Genomic DNA, 17,291 nt, shown 5'->3' with positions numbered 1-17,291 from the left:
AGTACTACGCTACAAAATAAAATACACTCATAATAACTACTCCTGATACACCAAGCACTATCAGACAATAGCCCATAATAGCGCGCGCGTCCAGCCCTGCAATACCCAATAATGGCAGTGCCCAAAAGGGTTGAATCATGTTGGTCCAAGCATCGCCCCATGCAACTGCCATCGCTGTCACCGCTGGATTGACTCCAACCTCAAGCCCTGCTGGTATCATTACCGGTCCTTGTACAGCAAATTGACCGCCGCCTGAGGGTACAAACACATTAACCAGTCCAGCACTTAAAAAAGCAAAAATAGGGAAAGTATCAGGTGACGCTGAATTGACGAAAAATTCAGTGACTTGCGTACTAATAGAGATACCGCTTGCATTAGCGCCGGTCATAATCCCCATAATACCGCCATAAAATGGGAACAAAAGTACAATACCAGTAATACCGCCAATGCCTGATTTGACGGCGCGGTAATAACGCTCCAGTGTGCCATGAGAGAGCAAGCCTATGAATAAGAACAGGCCAATAACTATGTTTAGTCCGAGGTTAAAACCATTGCTACCAAACTCACTAATGTAGTACATCAATGCCAAAGCCAATAGAATAATGGCAATAATACGGCTATCGTCTAGTTTTTGTGCGGGGGTATTACGAGGTGGCGGCGCATAGACTTCGGTTTTGATTAAGTCTGGATCAATAGTAGTAGGATTTTTGGGATGCATAAAGCGATTTAGGATAGGTAGGATAACTATTAATAAACCAACAATTAATAAATTATAACCAGCAAACACAGTCTGTGATAAAGGAATAGCTTCGGTAATAGTGTTACCTGATAGCGTAAGCAAAGTCTCGCCGCCGGAGCTTAGCGTTAGGGGTATCGACCCTGAAAAGCCGCCGTGCCAAATAACAAACCCTGAATAAGCCGCGGCCACCAACAAGGGATAATCGACGTTAGCTACTTTTTTTGCTAATGCTTTAGCGAAGATTGCACCGATGATTAAGCCAAACCCCCAGTTTATCCAGCAACCAATTAAACCAACTAAAGTTGATACTACGATAGCCGTTGTAGGTGAGTGAATTTTACTAGCAAGATTATCTAGTAGGCGCTGAATGAACGGCGCGCTAGCAAGCGCGTATCCTGTGACTAATATCAAAGCCATTTGCATAGCAAAACTATGCAGTGACCACAGACCATTACCCCAATGTCCAGCCATAGCGATAACGTTTTGACCTGTAATAGCAAGACCAACGACAAAAGCAATAAGGGTTAAGATGATTGAAAATACGAAGGGGGATGGGAGGTAGCGATTTACTAGCTGGACGCTAGCGTTAGTCATAGCTTTGAACATATCTACATTCCTTGTAAATTTCGATGCTCATTGTTAAGCGATACAAAAACATTCATTAATCTTATGTACTTATACATCAATTATTATAAATATCAGCTAATAAAATGATTTGATTATAGCTATCAGTACCGCTTGTAATGAGCTAGCATACCTGTGTATTATCAGCCTTGCCTTGCTAACTTAACATATTAATCTTGCAACGACTAGATAATAAAATCAAGCCACTGGTAGACCTATTAGCGGCTAAAAGAAAATTATGCTAATAAAGATTTAAAGTAAAAATGATTTTATCAATATTAAGTTGACTAATTTATTCTTATTGATTGTAATAGGCAAGCAATCCATACTTCATGTCTAATATATGCCAAGGAGAGGCGTCCATGTTCAGTACCCTTGCTATTGTTATTACCTTGTTCTTATTGATGTTTTTCGCTTATCGTGGCTATTCTGTGCTGATTCTAGCACCGATTATGGCGACGCTGGCAGTGTTTTTATCAGGAGACTTTTTAAGTAGTATTCCCACCTATACTGACGTCTTTATGGGTGCTTTAAGCGGATTTTTACTCAAGTTTTTTCCTATATTTTTATTAGGCGCGCTCTTTGGGCGTTTGATGGCGGATTCGGGCGCTGCAACAGCGATTGCCGATACGGTAGTCAAAAAACTTGGCGCCAGCAAGGCTATCTTAGCGGTCATTTTGGTCTGCGCAATTTTAACTTATGGCGGCGTGTCTTTGTTCGTTGTGGCCTTTGCCATTTATCCTATTGCCAAAGACTTATTTAGAGCCGCTGATATTCCTAAGCGTTTAATACCAGCTGCTATCGCACTTGGGTCATTCACCTTTACCATGACTGCCCTACCCGGTACACCAGCTATTCAAAACGCGATTCCTATTCCTTATTACAATACTAACGTCTTCGCCGCTCCTATCTTAGGTATTATTGGCGGCTCTATCATGTTCTTTGGTGGCTGGTTATGGCTACAGTCGCGCGCGCGCAAAGCTAACGCTGCAGGCGAAGGCTACGGTCAGCACGATGATGAAGACGTAGGCGTTGGCGGTATTGATGCCAAAAAAGAACCAACAAGCGATGCTCAAGTTAATGTGGCACAAAGCAATTTAGCCAGCCCAGCTCAAGCACGAAATACTCATCAAACCTCGTTTGTAGTCGCTATGATACCGCTAGTTTTGGTTATTGCGCTAAACGCTCTTCTTACCTATGCCATCTTCCCATCGCTGGACTTTACTGATCTGCAAACTCAGTTTCCCGATCTAAATATTGATGGCTCATTGGGCCTGTGGTCTATTATTATCTCGCTGGTTATCGCTATTTTGGTATTGATTGTACTGCGGATAGGACACTGGAATAACTTACAAAAGACTATTAACCGTGGTACTTATGATTCAATGCTGCCAATTTTTAACACAGCATCAGAAGTAGGTTATGGAGCCGTTATCGCCTCTCTAGCAGGCTTCCTTATTATTCGTGATAGTATCTTAAACCTAAACCCTAACAACCCTTTGATCTCAGAGGCGGTCGCAATGACTACCCTTGCTGGTATTACTGGCTCATCCTCTGGTGGTTTGAGTATCGCGCTTGCAACCCTCGGCGAGGATTATTTGCGTATGGCTGTTGAAGCGGGTATCGATCCGGAGCTTATGCACCGAGTGGCGGTCATGGCAGCAGGTGGTCTTGACACCCTACCGCATAGCGGCGCGGTGATTACCTTATTTGCCATTTGTGGTCTTACTCATAGACAGTCTTATCTCAATCTAGCAGTGGTTACTATGGTTATCCCTTTGATCGCTGTGACAGCAGTTATTACCTTAGGCACTTTGTTTGGTTCGTTTTAAAACTTTCTAAATTCAAAACAGTTAAATTTTTGAAGCCCACTTAGTCTAGCGCTGAGTGGGTTTTGTTCTTTATTTATGACAAATGCAATTGAATTACGCTATCATAGTCACCATTTTTAACATTTAATTCTTTAGCTTTACAACAAAGCTTTATATCAAATAAAGGTGATAAAAGTGCGTGAGATTCTAGTAACCAGTGCGCTGCCCTACGCTAATGGCTATATTCATTTAGGGCATATGTTAGAACATGTTCAAACTGACATTTGGGCGCGTGCAATGAAGGCGCAAGGTCATCAAGTCACTTATGTTTGCGCCGATGATGCCCATGGTACTAGCATTATGCTCAAAGCAGAAGAGAATGGCATCACGCCCGAGGAGCAAATCGCTACTGTCAAAGCTTCGCATGAAGCTGATTTTAATAAATTTTTAATCAATTACGACAACTACTATACTACTCATTCGCCAGAGAATAAGTACTTCTCAGAGCTAATTTATCGCCGTCTTAATAGCGCCGGTCATATCTCCACTCATGACGTTGAGCAGCTTTTTGATCCTGAGAAGAAGCTGTTTTTAGCAGATCGTTTTGTGAAAGGCACTTGTCCTGAATGCGGTTCTCCTGACCAATATGGTGACAACTGCGAAGTTTGTGGTACTACTTATGACGCCACTGATTTGATCGAACCGCGCTCTACCTTATCGGATGCGACCCCTGTATTAAAAGTCTCTAAGCACTATTTTTTCGATCTACCAGAGTTTGAGCAATTTTTAAAGGATTGGACGCGCAGTGAAGATCGTTTGCAGCCTTCGGTCGCTAACAAACTACAAGAATGGTTCGATGCTGGTCTTGCCAGCTGGGATATCTCTAGGGATGCGCCCTACTTTGGTTTTCAGATACCAGATACTCCAAGTGATGAACCAGATAAATACTTTTATGTTTGGCTAGATGCGCCTGTCGGTTATATGGCAAGCTTTAAGAACCTGTGTGAGCAGCTTAAAGGTACTGAAAACGAGCTTGATTTTGATCGTTACTGGACCGAGGAGAATGAGCACAAAACTGAGGTTTATCACTTCATCGGTAAAGATATTGTTTATTTTCATGCGCTATTTTGGCCGGCGATGCTGGCTGGTAGCGAGTTTCGTACGCCAACAGGTGTTTTTGCGCACGGCTTTTTGATGGTAAACGGCGAGAAGATGAGTAAATCGCGCGGTACTTTTATTAAAGCTGAGACCTATGCTGAGCATCTACATCCTGAATACCTACGTTACTACTTCGCCAGCAAGCTCTCTGACAAGGTTGAAGATATTAATCTTGATTTAGAAGACTTTATGCAAAAGGTCAACTCCGACTTGGTTGGAAAAGTGGTCAATATTGCCAGTCGTAGCGCTGGGTTTTTGGTCAAAAAGCACGATGGTATGCTAACCGAGGTTTGCGCTGAGCCGCGCCTGTTAGATGACATCACTAAGACTGGTGACGAGATCGTTGCCGCTTATGAGAATCGTGAGTTTTCGCGTGCTATGCGCCTGATTATGCAGTGTGCGGACAAAGCGAATGAGTATATCGATGAGAAGAAACCATGGGCGCTGGCGAAACTTGAAGGCACTGAACAAGAAGTACAAGATGTGTGCTCAGTGGCTATCAATATTTTCCGTCAATTGATGGTTTATCTCGCACCAGTACTGCCAGAGCTGACTGATAACGCCAAAACGTTTTTAAATATTGATGATTTAAGCTTTCATAGCCGCAATCAGTGGTTACTTGGTCATAAAATAAATAAATTTAAACCTTTGATGCAGCGTATAGATAAAAAGGATATTGATGCTATGGTTGAGGCCTCAAAAGCGTCATTAGGTGAGAGCAAAGACGCTGCACAAGATGTCGCTCCTGCTAATCAAAACGCGCAGAAAAAAGAAGTGGCTGTAAATAACGAAGAACAAATCGATTATATCGGTATTGAAGACTTTGCTAAGGTCGATATGAAAGTAGCTCATGTCATCGCTTGTGATTATGTCGAAGGCGCGGATAAGCTCTTGCAGTTTACCTTGGACGTTGGCGAAGATGCGCCGCGTAATGTATTTAGTGGTATTCGTAAGTTTTATGAGCCTGAGCAATTGATGGGCAAAAAAGTTATTTGTGTGACTAATTTGGCTCCACGCACAATGAAATTTGGCGTATCAGAAGGTATGGTCCTATCGACAGGCGATCCGAAAACGGGGCTAACTGTAGTGACTTTGCCTGATGAGTGTATTATCGGTGATCATTTGGCCTAACAAGCTCCCTAGAAAAGGCAATCAACTCTAAAAAAGATGTCCATAGTGGCATCTTTTTTTTGTTATAACGGCTTTATGACGAATACGCTTTATTTTTTTATTGCGATTAGTTACAGGACTGTCATAATATAGCCATTAACTTTAATGACTAATGCTCATATAACAGCTACCAAACAACATTTAATATTTGGTAATACCTAACAACATTTAGTACTACCTAGCGAAATGTTGATTGAAAGTGTTGATAATAAAGTCTTGATAAATTGTCGGTCTGATCTAAATTTTATAACCTAAGAGTTAAACTAATAATGACTATTGCTACTACTCTACGCTTAAGCTTATATGGCGCAGCTATCAGTGCCATCAGTACGTTTGGCTTGATGGGATGCTCGAATTCATCTACGGAACCCACTCCTGCTACCGATAGTGCTATAGCTACTGACAAGCCTGCTAAAAGCTTAGCCATTACTCAAATTGTCGAACATCCTTCACTTGATGAAATTAGGCGCGGTATCGTAGAGGAGCTAGCCGACAACGGTTATGTTGAAGAAGAAAATTTAACCATCAACTTTCAAAGCGCTCAAGGTAATTTGGGTACGGCTGGACAAATTGCCAAGCAGTTCGCAGGTGACGAGCCTGACGCTATTGTTGCCATCTCAACGCCTTCTGCGCAGTCTGTAGTCGCCTCAACCACCAATATTCCAGTGGTTTATACGGCAATATCTGATCCGTTAGCGGCCAAACTGATCGATGAAAACAATGTACCCATGCAAGATAACGTAACGGGATTATCCAGTCAGTTGCCTATTGAGCCGCAGTTAGATCTGATTCAGCAAATTGCTCCTGATGCTAAGACGATCGGTTATGTTTATAGCCCAGGTGAGGCCAATTCGGTGTCAGTGCTAAACCAGCTTAAAGCCGCCGCTCCTGCTCGTGGACTTGAGATATTAGATTTAACTGCTAATCGTCCTACCGATGTTGCTATGGCGACGCGTAGCCTTGATGGCCGCGCGGATGTTATTTATACCTCTCTTGACAATAACGTTGTATCTGCCTTTGAGGCCATGGCCAATGCTGCTAACGAGCTCAAAATCCCAGTAATTGCCTCTGATGAGTTCAGCGTACGCCGCGGTGCTACAGCAGCGCTTGGTGTCAATGACTACGACTTTGGCCGCGTTACTGGCAAGATGGTTTATCGCGTATTAAATGGTGAAGCGATTAATACGATTGAGCCCCAAGTTATGAACGACTTAACTTTATATGTTAGCCCCAAACACGCGGCAGCACAGGGGATAAATTTGCCAGCTGAAGTAATAGCAAATGCCATTAACGTTGATGAAAAAGGCAGTACTGAGACTGCCAACTAACCACTGGCATTAAGATTATTATTTAGCGTCTTTTTTGTAGGGACACACTATCACTTTTAGGAGCAACATCTATGTTATATCAAAACCGTTTTGCTAAAGCTTTATTATGGGGCGGCGTTTGCACTGCTATATTGACTGGCTGTAACCAGTCGCCAACTGATGATCCAAATACCGTAGATGGCGCAGTAGGCGGTGATACGACAGTACCCGCCAAAACTGTAGCGATCACCGCTATCGTTGAGCATCCAGCACTTGATGATGTGCGTAAAGGAGTAATCGATGAGCTAGCAGATCAAGGTTTTAATGAGGGCGAGAATTTAGAGGTTAACTTCCAAAGTGCGCAAGGTAATACCGCGACTGCCGGACAGATTGCCAAGCAATTTGTCGCCGATGAAGCAGACGTTATCGTCGCTATTGGTACCCCATCAGCGCAGTCGGTTGCTGCTGCAACCAGTACTATTCCTCTGGTCTTCTCAGCGGTTACTGATCCTGTCGCAGCAAAACTCGTACCTAGTCTTGATGGTTCTGGTACCAATGTCACTGGCGGCTCCGACGCTCTGCCTTATGAGCCGCAAATTGAGCTGATGCGCCAAATCATTCCGGGCTTAGAGAATGTAGGTTATGTTTATAGCCCAGGTGAAGTCAACTCAACCATTATTTTGCAAAACCTAAAAGAAAAGCTTACCCCACTTGGTATTAATGTAGTTGAAGCGCCAGCGCAGCGTAGTAATGATATTGCCATGGCGGCGCGTAGCCTTGAAGATAGAGTCGATATGATCTATACCTCAACTGATAATAATGTGGTCTCAGCTTATGAATCCTTGTCGCAGGTCGCCAAAGAGAGCAAAATTCCGCTTATAGCATCTGATACTAGCTCCGTTGAACGTGGCGCTATTGCAGCTCTAGGTGTCGATTACTATAGTCTTGGACGCGAAACTGGCAAAATTGTTGCTCGCATTTTAAACGGCGAAAACGCAGGTGACATCCCTGTATACACGCCGCAAATGTTAAACTTATACGTCAGCCCAAAAAATGCTGCTGATCAAGGCATTACCATACCACAAGCGGTTATTGATCAAGCGGCAGAAGTGGTAGAATAGAGATCTGACATTATTGACAAGCCATAAGAACAACCCAGCTGGCAAGTCATAAGCTGGGCTTGTTTTTTGTAGTCAGTAAATAAGTATCTTATTATTAGCAAAACTATTGGTACGACTATTCGCATAAAGATTAGCAAAACGATAATGTTTTGATGGTTTAATTTGCTTCATCCTAACTGCAGATTGCTTCATCTGTTAAATTCACCGCTTGGTTATGACTTACTGATCCCTTATGTCTCTTATCGCTTTTTTCGGTGCGCTTGAAAGTGGTCTTATCTATGGCCTTGTAGCTCTAGGTGTACTTATCTCATTTCGTACCCTTGATTTTCCTGATTTGACTGCCGACGGTAGCTTTCCTTTGGGCGGCGCAGTCGCAGGCGTTGCTATCATCTCTGGTATTAATCCATGGATTGCTTGTTTATTTGGTATGCTAGCCGGCTCCGTCGCTGGTATTGTCACCGCTTGGCTCCATGTTAAGCTGGGTATATTACAGCTACTTGCTAGTATTTTGGTCATGGTGGCGCTCTATTCGGTTAATCTGCGTATCATGGGCGCGCCGAACCTACCGCTACTTGGTGAAACCACTGTATTTAGTACGCTGGTGAACGATGGCAATGGCTTTTGGATGCGCTGCCTAATCATTGGCGTCGTGGTTATAGTAGCTAAGCTGTTTTTAGATTGGTTTTATAGCACTGAATCTGGCCTATCAATGCGTGCGACTGGCTCTAATCTTAGAATGGCACAAGCCCAAGGTATTAATACCTCAAAGATGACCATTATTGGGATGGCCATCTCTAACGGTTTAATCGCTTTGGCCGGAGCATTATTTGTACAAACTCAAGGTGGCGCGGACATCTCTATCGGTATCGGTACGATTGTCATCGGTTTGGCCGCTGTTATCATCGGTGAAACCATTATTCCTGCCAAGCGTATTTGGCTGATCACCTTTGCCGTTATTATAGGTGCGGTACTTTATAAGCTATTTATCCAGGTCGCTTTATCCAGTGATACACTACGAAGCATCGGCTTTGGCCCGCAGGACTTGAATCTAATTACCGCTTTATTAGTCGTGATTGCTTTGGTACTGCCAAAAGCCAAAACTAAGTTTTTGACTCGTAGAGTCAGAACCTAAAGCTACTGCGCTAATAAGTAAGCATAGGAGAGTATAGTTATGATGCAAGCCAAAGATTTACGCCTGACCTTTAACCCCGGCACCCCTATCGAAAACCCGGCTCTACGCGGTATTGATTTAAATATCGCTAATGGTGAGTTTGTCACGGTTATTGGCACCAATGGTGCGGGCAAATCAACGTTTTTAAACGCCGTTAGCGGTACCACGCGCGTAGATAGTGGCTCAATTTTGCTCAATGAGATCGATGTCACCAAAAAAACTGCGCATCAGCGCGCGCACTGGGTCGCACGCGTGTTTCAAGACCCGATGGCTGGTACTTGTGAAGCGCTCACTATTGAGGAGAACATGGCGCTAGCCTATAAGCGTGGCGGCAAAAGAGGCTTAAGCTTTGCCCTTAATCCAAATAACCGTGACTTGTTCCGCGAAAAGTTATCGGTACTCAAGCTTGGACTTGAGAATCGTCTGACCGACCGTATGGGTCTGTTATCTGGCGGTCAACGGCAAGCCGTAAGCTTGCTGATGGCATCCTTGCAGCCCTCTAAAATCTTATTGCTCGATGAGCATACCGCTGCCCTTGATCCCAAGACCGCTACTTTTGTTTTAGAATTAACTGACAAAATCGTGACTGATAACGATCTTACCACTATGATGGTCACCCACTCTATGCAACAAGCGCTGGCGCATGGTACGCGCACTGTCATGCTCCATCAAGGCCAAGTAGTCTTGGATGTGGCAGGTGACGTTCGTAAAGATATGACCGTCCATGATCTACTTGATATGTTTGAGCAAACTCGCGGTGAAAAGGTTGATGATGATAGTTTGATTTTGAGTTAGATTTTTCAAAAACCAAACCATAAGTTAACCCTCAAAAAATTTAGATTTCTTGAGGGTTTTGTTTATATAAAATAAGGATATTTGTAAAGATATTGATATTATTAAGTTTCTGCTAGCTATTTATAGACTGCATTGGTTATGATTATTTATCGCCAATTATTTATATTATTGCTATCTGTGAGGTCTGTCATGCGCAAAATCCCTATTTATGATCATCCTGCTGCCGGTTGGCCAGCACTAGTTGCCTCTACTCGTAAGCTTATGGACTATAAAGCCTTTACGCGTGGCAGTTTAAGTGTTCTAAAGAGCAACCAGCCCAAAAGTGGTTTTGATTGTCCAGGCTGCGCGTGGCCCGACCACAAGTCTTATAAAGCACTTGATGTGTGTGAGACTGGTATAAAAGTCATCGCTAGTGAAGCTATGTCTACTAAGGCCGATGCCAAATTCTTTAAAAAGTATACGGTTACAGAGTTACAAAAATGGAATGGCTATGAGCTTGAGCACAGCGGACGTTTATCAGAGCCTGTGCGTTATGATGCTAAAGAGGACCGTTATGTCCCTATATCTTGGGAAAATGCTTACAAGATTATCGCTGAAGAGCTAAACAAACTTGGCTCGCCGGATGAGGCATTATTTTATACCTCAGGCCGCGTGACTAATGAGCCAGCCTTTATGTATCAGCTATTTGTACGCTGTTTTGGCACCAATAACTTGCCTGATTGCTCCAACATGTGCCATGAGCCAACCTCCGTTATGCTTGGTAAACAATTGGGCGTCGGTAAAGCCACTGTTATGTTAGAAGATTTTGAAAAAGCCAAACTGCTCTTGTCTTTTGGGCACAATCCTGCAACCAATCATCCGCGTATGCTTGAGATGCTAGCACATGCGCATAAAGAAGGCTGTAGAATCATCTCCATTAATCCTATGCGTGAGCAAGGGTTAAGTGCCTTTAGAAATCCGCAGAAACCAACACACATGGCAGCTGCGCAAAGCGACAAGATGACAGATGAAGTCATTCAAATTCAAATCGGCGGCGATACGGCGTTATTAGCAGGTATGGCAAAATGGCTCGTTGAGAATGATAAAATCAACCATGACTTTATTGCCGAGCATACCTCAGGTTTTGAGTCCTTAAAAGAGTGGCTTGATGAGCAAACTTGGACAGATATTGAACGTGGCAGCGGTATTGTGCAAGCTCAGATTGTTAAACTGGCAAAATTAGTTGCCGAAAGTCCAGCGACCATTTGCACGTGGGGCATGGGCATCACTCAGCATGTTCAAGGCGAGGATAATGTGGCGATGATTACTAATTTACTGCTGCTTATGGGCATGATCGGTATTGATGGCGCTGGCGCCTCACCGATTCGCGGCCACTCTAATGTGCAAGGCGATAGAACCATGGGCATTCATGAGCGTCCTAAAAAAGAGCTATTAGACAGCCTTGAGCGTGTTTTTAAGCGTCCTATGCCACGTGAAGACGGTTATGATGTCGTTGCAGGCGCAAAGGCAATGATTGATGGTAAGCTAAAAGCCTTTATGGGCATGGGTGGTAATTTTGCAGTCGCAGCACCAAATACCAGCGCCATTCAACAAGCTTTGAGCGACAACGAACTAAACGTTTTTGTCGGTACTAAGCTTAATGGTACTATGCTATATCCGGGCGCAAACAATATCATTTTGCCTTGCCTTAGCCGAATTGAAAGTCTGGTCACCACCAAAGGCGAGCAGTTTGCGACTATTGAAGACTCTATGTGCCAGATCGTTGCTACTAAAGGCGCTATAAAACCTGTTAGTGATACCATAAAGTCCGAAACCCAAATAATTGCTGATATGGCGACTCATGTACTAGCCAATAAAACAGATATAGATTGGCAAGCACTGAGTGAGGACTACGACCTTATTCGTGATTATGTCGCACAGGCTATTGATGGTTTTGAAAACTTTAATCAGCGTATCCGCGAGAGCGAGCGTGGTTTTCATCTGTATCATCCAGCGCGTCATCGGGTCTGGAATACCGATAGCGGCAAAGCTCAAATCGAAGTACCGCAGTATCCGATTACTTATGTCGCTCAGCAAATGGCAGAGGAGACCTCAACGACTGATGGCAAAGCTGCTGATAAACAGAGCGCTGAGCAAAATGAGCAAAAGGTCTGGCAGTTTACCAGTGTACGTAGTCATGACCAGTTTAATACTATGATTTTTGGCTATAACGATCGTTATCGTCAAACCAATCGCCGTGATGTACTCTTTATGCATCCAGATGAGATCAGCCGCTTGGGCTGGCAAAAGGGCGATAGCGTGGTAGTGACCCGTAAAGACAGTAGTAATCAAGCACGTACCCTTGGGCCGCTGATTTTGACTGAGATGGATATCGCTTCTAACGCAGTTGCCGCCTACTATCCTGAGTGTAATGATTTATTTGATTTGGATACGCATGCGCCAGAATCACACATTCCGGCTTATAAATCATCGACCGTAATTTTGGAGCGCGTAGCTGCCGATAGTCGCGAGCAAAGTAAAGTCAATAATCGAGTGCAAAACAGTAGCGTAGATGGATTGGTAGCTTCTGCTTAACCTGACGGCTTTAAATATGGCGTAGTTGAATCATCATTGACTACGCTATATTTGTTTCGCTGATGTTAATTTATAAGCACCTCAACTATTAATGATTGGTTGGTAGTGAACAGTCTATAGTAGATAATTAACAATAATAATTAAAACGAGGACTGAAACCTAGGTTAAAAGTAAACTCTATGATAACTGAACACACTCGCGTCTTAGTAAATACCCTACCCCAAACCGATACATCATCTGATTCGGTATCTTATACAACATCTTGCAATATGATTGATAAACCTCAATCACCTGTCTTAACTGATACTCTATTGCCTTCTTCTGTAACACCGCTTGCACGCCCCCATTTGACGCAAAAATATTATTATTTATTGGATAATTATGAAGACAAGCAGTTTAATCAGCCATATGTTGAAAGTAAACCGGTAAGTTTGGCAGTAGAAGCAGCGGTTGCTATCGTTATTAATGGCATTCACTATGCAGTGCTGATGGCAAGCCCAAGCCAGCTAGAGTATTTGGCTATTGGCTTTTTATTCAGTGAAGGATTGATTGAGCACAGTCATGAGCTGCTGGATTGGGAGGTCACTCATCTTACTGATATAGCTAGCTTTCAAAGTTTTACCCCCGCTTCAACCGACGACTCGCTACTGTTTGAGTCCTTGTCTGAGCATCTGCTTGACTATGATACTTATGTAGTTGAGCTGGTTTTAAACCAGCGCTGTCACCAGCGTATTCAAGCCCAAAGGCGACAGCTAGCAGGCCGTACTGGCTGCGGTATGTGCGGTATCACCGGCCTAAACCAAGCCTTACCCGATTTAAACCTTTATAGTCAAAAGATGGTAGACACTCAAAGCGCCAAACCTAGTCTTGATTATCTACTCAACATCCGAACACAGATAAATACAACGCAGCATACTCATCAGCTTACTGGTGCTGTCCATGCCGCTGCGACTATGCAAGCAGAGAAGTTATATTTGTTTGAAGATGTAGGGCGTCATAATGCGCTTGATAAACTTATTGGCTGGCAGCTACGCCATAAGAGAAAGGTTGAATGTGTGGTGATGACTTCGCGGTTATCAATTGAGTTGGTACAAAAATCTATCCGTATACGTCTGCCTTGGCTCGTCGGTATGTCCGCGCCTACCAGTACAGCGGTACGAGTTGCCCAGCGTTATGGATTGGGCTTAGCTGGGTTTTTACGGGATGATAGGGTGACTTATTATTCAGGGATTCAAATGGTTTGAGCATTTAAACTCTGTAAAAGATTGGCAAATTCAAAGACTTGTATTGGCTAAAAATTAAAGCAAGATAGCGACTATGTGACTATCTTGCTTCGTAATTATCTTGCTTTTTTATTTATAAAATTATGGTTTAATTAAATTATTACATGGCTTGACTGTATTTGGCGCAGGAAGCAGGTTGCCAATAAATTTCGGTGGCTTGGAACCGATCGCCACGCAGCTTACCTTCATAGCCATTATCAAAGATAACTTTGTAGCGACAGGTCTCGACATTATTATCCATATCATAGAATTTAAGAATGTAATCCCATTCGCGGGCGTTAAATCCTTCTTGAAAATGCGGCGTACCGATCAGCTGCGCAATCTCTTCTTTTGTAAAACCAACTTTGATCTTGGCAACATCGCTTTGTTCAACGATTTTGCCTTCTTTTTGCCATGCTTGGGCTTGATCAGGAAATACTAGCTCATCAGGATTAACAGAGCCGTATTGTGCTCCTGGGCTTACATGCCAAGTACAGCCAGTTACTGCAAATGTAAGAGCTGTGGTTAGAAGCCCATAGCGGTATATAGATAGATTCATTGTTTTTTCCTTAATGTGTCGTGAGTGATTTACGCAAGTCGTTTGATAATGTCTGCCTACTTGAGCACAGACATTATCCTAATGCATTTTGATTGAGTTAAAAATGGAAGCCTGCACCGACAGCACCGCCAGCATTACCTTGAGTATCTGCTGTACCATTTATTTTCATCACCCAGCGACCGTTGTCAGAGACTCTTGATACCCCAATGGCAACTGCACTCTCGCCGTTATATGAAGCAATACCCCCACCTACCATTGATTTACCGGCAAGATAAGCTTGTGGTAGCGAAGACATCGCCATCGCCGCTGAAATACCGGCATTAGCATCGTCTTCTACGTCATCTACTCGGTATCCCAAATCATTGATATCTCTATCAAGATCTGCGATTTGACCATTAACTTGTCTATCAATACTATTAAGTTGACCTAGGTTAACGGCATCGTTGACATTCACCCCATCGGCTACATTAGTAATAACCGTGTTTGCAGCATCAATACCCTCTGTGGTAACACTTGGACCACCAGTGATAGTCAAGCCGTTGTTATTGATCGTTGTGTTTCCAGCGACAACTCTATCCGTTGTAACACTATCTACGTTAATATTGCCGTTCAGGTTAAATCGGATACTGCTACCTTCAGTTGTAGTAGTGATATTATTATCGCCCACAAAGCTAAGAACGCTACCATCTCCTATCGGTTTATTAATATTATTACCATTATCAGCGCCAAAATTAAGACCACCGTCAAGCCTATTGGTATTGTTGGTAATGTTAGTGGTGTTGGTGGCAATGTTGGTAGTATTGTTAGAAACTGCTTCATTAGTATCTGCCGTGCCTTGCTGAATAGATCCGATAGCGCCATCGATAGTATCTTGACCAGTACCGCCGATATTAGTCGTGGTAATGATACCGCCATTGTTCACAGTATTGCCACCAATTACGCTGGCAATAGAATCTGCTGTACTGTTGAGCTGATCGCCAGTTATAGCATCGCTAGAACCTTGAGCAACTGTCCCATTAGCAACATTGGTAATAGTATTGCCACCATTATCTAGACCATTAGCTGAGATCACTACATCGCCAAAGGTTGCACTATCTAAATTAACGTTTTGGTTTAAATCAAAGCTGACATCGTTGCTATCAGCATCTTTAGATACCGTAATATTGCCATCTTGGTTATTAAAATCAACGCTATCGCCCGGTCTTACTGTACTCGAGTTATCGCCTTGAGCACTAACGTTAAAACCTTGGTTAGCGGAAGTAGCGCTGTCTCGCACTTCGTTTAATTGATCAAAGTTGACCGCGTCCGTGCCTTCAGTGGCTCGAGCTACATTGGTAATTCTATTGCCGCCATTATTTAGACCGTTATTGCTAAGTCTAATGGTTTGGTTGCTACCACCTGTTAGCGTTATACCGTCATTATCAACAAGTGTATTACCAGTAGTAACGCTATTTAGCGCTAAATCTCTATTTAGTTGAACCTGTACCCCGTTAGCCGTAGTTACCGAAGTTAGATTATCATCACCAGTCACAGCGATGGTATCGCCTAATGCAAAGTTGTTATTGGTAGTACCGTTGCCAAAATTAATACCTGCCTCAATGCTGTTGGCATTGTTGGTAATGTTGGTGGTATTGTTGCTGATGCCTTCATTTAGAGTGTCGGCAACTGAAAACAGCTGACTGCCATTAATAGCATCTGTACTGGTTGCTGTTACGTTACCTGCAGCAACGTTTTTGATTTGACGTTCTTGTCCACTTGCGCCAACGGATATTTGATCACCAGCTGCAATATTGGTTGATCCAGCAAAGTTGCCATAAGTATTGCCATTAATAGTAGCACTAGTTACGCTATTGGCATTAGTTGCAGTATTAGAACCGCTACCTAGTGCCACGGCTCCTTCAGTGGTAGCTTGCGCACCGCTACCAAACGCGATAGAGTCTCGAGCAGAAGCTGTGGTTTGATCTACTGGTTGATAATTGGCACCTGCTTGACCGAAGCTTGGCGTAGCGTTTTCGATATCTGCAGCGCCAATAGCAATAGCTCGATAACCTGTTGCAGTCGTAGAGTGACCAATAGCTAATGAACCATCACCAGTAGCCGAGGCTACATTACCCATAGCTTGCGAATAATTACCAGTAGCGACAGACTGACGACCTACAGCAATAGCCGTATTGCCACTAGAGAGCGTGCCCGTACCGATCGCTACACCGGAGAGACCACTAGTAGTTGCATATTGACCTACCGCTAGACCCATCTCAATATCAGCTCTAGAACCTGTACCAATAGCTACTGAACCTACAATTTGATTGTTCGGAGTGAAGGTTGTCCCTGTATAGTTTGGATTTTGTCTATCAGCAATTCTAATCTGAGTAGTTTCAGTACTTGTCGAACAGCCTATAGCTATATTGTAGCTAGCTATAGCGTTAGGATCAGTTTCTGAATTAAGTCCAGAATTAGCATTTTGATTACCGTTGATACAGGCAGAGATAGCAGTACCATCTCCAACACCTCCATTGACACCAACTGCAGCGACAGCCGGTACAGATAGACTAAGTGCTAGACTTGTTAAGCCTGCTGCTACCATGGTTGAGCGCAGCTTACTTAAGCGCAAAACAGATGAGCTTTTGGTAGTAACAATAGACATCATATTGTTAGACGAGCTTATAGCGCTTGAGGTGACAGACGATTTTGATGATTTACCGCAGGCTTTAGCGTGCTCAGCAACTGCAGTAAAACATTTTAGGGCGTCGTTCCAAATGACTTTATAATTGTGATTCATAGTATGTATTCCTGAATAAACCTACTGAGTATGAAAACAAACTAAAATTCGTTATTTAGAGCATTTGAATTACAAAATAGGACGATATCTAGTTTTAACGCATAGACCTTGATAAAAATTACACTTTAGAAAATGTAACCCTTATCAAGGTCTAAGTGACTAGAACGTTTTATACTGTAATACGATTGCTGCCATGTATATTCATGTTTCCGAATCTATAT

General features: G+C 43.2%; 11 protein-coding genes. 8 read left to right on the top strand and 3 right to left on the bottom strand.

Annotated elements, in window-relative coordinates:
* Nucleotides 1–4 precede the first annotated feature (4 nt).
* Nucleotides 5–1,345, bottom strand: coding sequence for a short-chain fatty acid transporter (locus ACR63N_RS04470; protein WP_367103644.1), 1,341 nt, complete (start codon nt 1,343–1,345; stop codon nt 5–7).
* Nucleotides 1,346–1,725: 380 nt separating this feature from the next.
* Between ACR63N_RS04470 and ACR63N_RS04465 the strand changes: the two genes are divergently transcribed.
* The 8 genes from ACR63N_RS04465 (at nt 1,726) to fdhD (ending at nt 13,714) form a co-directional block, all read left to right on the top strand.
* Nucleotides 1,726–3,195 (top strand): GntP family permease, encoded by a 1,470-nt coding sequence (locus ACR63N_RS04465; protein WP_367103645.1) that lies wholly within the window; start codon nt 1,726–1,728, stop codon nt 3,193–3,195.
* 174 nt (nt 3,196–3,369) lie between these two features.
* Complete coding sequence (gene metG, locus ACR63N_RS04460) at nt 3,370–5,463, top strand: methionine--tRNA ligase (protein ID WP_472782513.1); 2,094 nt, start codon at nt 3,370–3,372, stop codon at nt 5,461–5,463.
* A 308-nt stretch (nt 5,464–5,771) separates the two neighbouring features.
* On the top strand, nt 5,772–6,830 hold the full coding sequence (locus ACR63N_RS04455) for an ABC transporter substrate-binding protein (RefSeq protein WP_367103647.1): 1,059 nt from the start codon (nt 5,772–5,774) through the stop codon (nt 6,828–6,830).
* A gap of 71 nt (nt 6,831–6,901) precedes the next feature.
* The gene (locus ACR63N_RS04450; RefSeq protein WP_367103648.1) at nt 6,902–7,930 is read left to right on the top strand and encodes an ABC transporter substrate-binding protein; all 1,029 of its coding nucleotides are present in this window, start codon (nt 6,902–6,904) and stop codon (nt 7,928–7,930) included.
* A gap of 232 nt (nt 7,931–8,162) precedes the next feature.
* On the top strand, nt 8,163–9,062 hold the full coding sequence (locus ACR63N_RS04445) for an ABC transporter permease (RefSeq protein WP_367103649.1): 900 nt from the start codon (nt 8,163–8,165) through the stop codon (nt 9,060–9,062).
* 39 nt (nt 9,063–9,101) lie between these two features.
* Entirely contained in the window at nt 9,102–9,896 is a 795-nt protein-coding gene (locus ACR63N_RS04440) for an ABC transporter ATP-binding protein (protein WP_472782512.1), read from the top strand.
* Nucleotides 9,897–10,085: 189 nt separating this feature from the next.
* A complete protein-coding gene (locus tag ACR63N_RS04435; RefSeq protein ID WP_367111006.1) occupies nt 10,086–12,470 on the top strand; it encodes an FdhF/YdeP family oxidoreductase in 2,385 nt (794 codons plus the stop codon).
* A gap of 269 nt (nt 12,471–12,739) precedes the next feature.
* Nucleotides 12,740–13,714 carry a formate dehydrogenase accessory sulfurtransferase FdhD gene (fdhD, locus tag ACR63N_RS04430; protein ID WP_472782708.1) on the top strand — a complete coding sequence of 325 codons (975 nt, stop codon included), beginning with the start codon at nt 12,740–12,742 and terminating at the stop codon, nt 13,712–13,714.
* Between the two features lie 139 nt (nt 13,715–13,853).
* On the opposite strand, the gene ACR63N_RS04425 is transcribed toward fdhD, so the two are convergent.
* Together ACR63N_RS04425 and ACR63N_RS04420 are read right to left on the bottom strand one after the other, a co-directional pair.
* Nucleotides 13,854–14,291 (bottom strand): outer membrane protein assembly factor BamE, encoded by a 438-nt coding sequence (locus tag ACR63N_RS04425; protein ID WP_367103653.1) that lies wholly within the window; start codon nt 14,289–14,291, stop codon nt 13,854–13,856.
* Nucleotides 14,292–14,388: 97 nt separating this feature from the next.
* A complete protein-coding gene (locus tag ACR63N_RS04420; protein ID WP_472782511.1) occupies nt 14,389–17,070 on the bottom strand; it encodes a YadA-like family protein in 2,682 nt (893 codons plus the stop codon).
* Nucleotides 17,071–17,291 lie beyond the last annotated feature (221 nt).

It is taken from the genome of Psychrobacter sp. M4 (genome assembly GCF_055699795.1).
Note: the sequence above shows the minus strand (reverse complement) of the source record. Positions and strands in the feature narration are given on the sequence as shown.

What these genes read in the sequence shown, in the direction of transcription:
- ACR63N_RS04470 (WP_367103644.1), bottom strand. Translation starts at nt 1,345, where the DNA reads ATGTTCAAAGCTATGACTAACGCTAGCGTCCAGCTAGTAAATCGCTAC.
- ACR63N_RS04465 (WP_367103645.1), top strand. Translation starts at nt 1,726, where the DNA reads ATGTTCAGTACCCTTGCTATTGTTATTACCTTGTTCTTATTGATGTTT.
- ACR63N_RS04455 (WP_367103647.1), top strand. Translation starts at nt 5,772, where the DNA reads ATGACTATTGCTACTACTCTACGCTTAAGCTTATATGGCGCAGCTATC.
- ACR63N_RS04450 (WP_367103648.1), top strand. Translation starts at nt 6,902, where the DNA reads ATGTTATATCAAAACCGTTTTGCTAAAGCTTTATTATGGGGCGGCGTT.
- ACR63N_RS04445 (WP_367103649.1), top strand. Translation starts at nt 8,163, where the DNA reads ATGTCTCTTATCGCTTTTTTCGGTGCGCTTGAAAGTGGTCTTATCTAT.
- ACR63N_RS04440 (WP_472782512.1), top strand. Translation starts at nt 9,102, where the DNA reads ATGATGCAAGCCAAAGATTTACGCCTGACCTTTAACCCCGGCACCCCT.
- ACR63N_RS04435 (WP_367111006.1), top strand. Translation starts at nt 10,086, where the DNA reads ATGCGCAAAATCCCTATTTATGATCATCCTGCTGCCGGTTGGCCAGCA.
- fdhD (WP_472782708.1), top strand. Translation starts at nt 12,740, where the DNA reads ATGATTGATAAACCTCAATCACCTGTCTTAACTGATACTCTATTGCCT.
- ACR63N_RS04425 (WP_367103653.1), bottom strand. Translation starts at nt 14,291, where the DNA reads ATGAATCTATCTATATACCGCTATGGGCTTCTAACCACAGCTCTTACA.
- ACR63N_RS04420 (WP_472782511.1), bottom strand. Translation starts at nt 17,070, where the DNA reads ATGAATCACAATTATAAAGTCATTTGGAACGACGCCCTAAAATGTTTT.